Genomic DNA, 1380 nt, shown 5'->3' on the forward strand with positions numbered 1-1380 from the left:
GCCCGGCGAGGATCCGGATGAGGCGATCGTGCGGGAGCTGCAGGAAGAGATCGGTGCGCGCGTCCGCGTCACCGGAATCGTCGGCGCCTACGGTGGGGAATCGCTCGTCGAGACGTACGACACGCGATCGCCATTCGGGTACGTCACGACTCGACGGCCGTGACCGCCTCGACCTGGCGAGACCAGTACATGTCGGGCTTCCGCACCCTCGGTCGCAGTCAGTCCTTCCGCGCGCTGCTGGGCACATTCGTGCTGCAGGCGCTCGCGACAGGAACCATGCTCGCCGGCGCGCAGTACGTCGCGACCTGGGTGCTGCGGTCGGAGGATGCGGTGACCTTCGTCTTCGTCGCGCTGGTGGGACCGGCGCTGCTGGCCACCCCTGGGTGGACGGTCATCGCGCGACGGGTCGGCAAGGAGCGGGCCTTCGCGATGGCCAGCCTCCTGTTCACGGCGGCAGCGGCATCACTCGTCTTCGCGGTGTGGTCGCCAGGTGCGTGGATCGACGCATCCGTCGCCGTGGCCGGCATCGCCTATGCAGGCCTGCAGTCGTTGCCGATGGCGATGCTCCCCGACGTGATCTCCCACGACGAGCGCACGAGCGGGCCCGGGCAGGCCGGCACCTTCACCGGCATCTGGACCGCGGGCGAGACAGTCGGCTTCGCACTCGGAGCGACCGCGGTGTCGCTGACGCTCGCGGCGACCGGGTACATCTCGACCGTCGCCGGCACCACCGTCGAGCAGCCCGAGGCGGCGATCACGGGTATTGTCCTCAGCTTCAGCATCCTGCCCGCCGTGCTGATGGGCGCCAGCCTGCTGACGCTGCGCCGGTACCGCCTGCGTCGCGCGGACATCGATGCCGTCGCCGACTCCGACGCCTAAGCTGGGATCCCGTCCGAAGGAGACGTCGATGACTTCTGCGAGCACAACCGCCACCTCCGCCACGCCATCGAAGCGTGCGCCGAAGAGCGGGGCCCCGACGCTGGGCGAAGCCGAACGAGAGCGCCTCGACTCCGCTGTCGACGCCCTCCAGACCGGAGCCCGCACCTGGTCGGCCCTCACGGTCGCCCAGCGGGTCACGCTGCTGCGCGCGGTGCGCACGAGTGTCGCCGCGACCGCGGAAGACTGGGCAACCACGGCCGCGGCCTCGAAGGGCCTCGATGCCCGTCATCCGCTGCGCGGCGAGGAGTGGCTCAGTGGGCCGTACAGCGTGCTGGGTGCGCTCGACGCCTACATCGAGACCCTGTCTCGTCTGGCGAAGGGCGCGAACCCCCTCGACGGGATCACGCTCGACCGCGCCCCGGGAGGGCGCACTCGCGTGCACGCCTTCCCGCTGACCGGAATCGATTCCTTCCTCCTTTCGGGTTTCACGGGCGAGGTCTG

The 1380-nt window shown here is 70.2% G+C and carries 2 protein-coding genes and 1 pseudogene; all 3 read left to right on the forward strand.

Translation table 11 applies throughout. From position 1 onward, the window contains the following. Window positions 1–163: NUDIX domain-containing protein (locus KZA10_RS15370; protein ID WP_218683319.1), on the forward strand; the 163-nt coding region annotated here is incomplete at its 5' end. Beyond that, complete coding sequence (locus KZA10_RS15375; RefSeq protein ID WP_258185804.1) at window positions 160–879, forward strand: MFS transporter; 720 nt, start codon at window positions 160–162, stop codon at window positions 877–879. The genes KZA10_RS15370 and KZA10_RS15375, both read left to right, overlap by 4 nt. A gap of 28 nt (window positions 880–907) precedes the next feature. Then, a pseudogene (locus tag KZA10_RS15380) lies at window positions 908–1380 on the forward strand (aldehyde dehydrogenase); the annotation flags it as partial.

This window comes from Microbacterium sp. BF1 (assembly GCF_019279095.1).
Taxonomy (GTDB): Bacteria; Actinomycetota; Actinomycetes; order Actinomycetales; family Microbacteriaceae; genus Microbacterium; species Microbacterium maritypicum.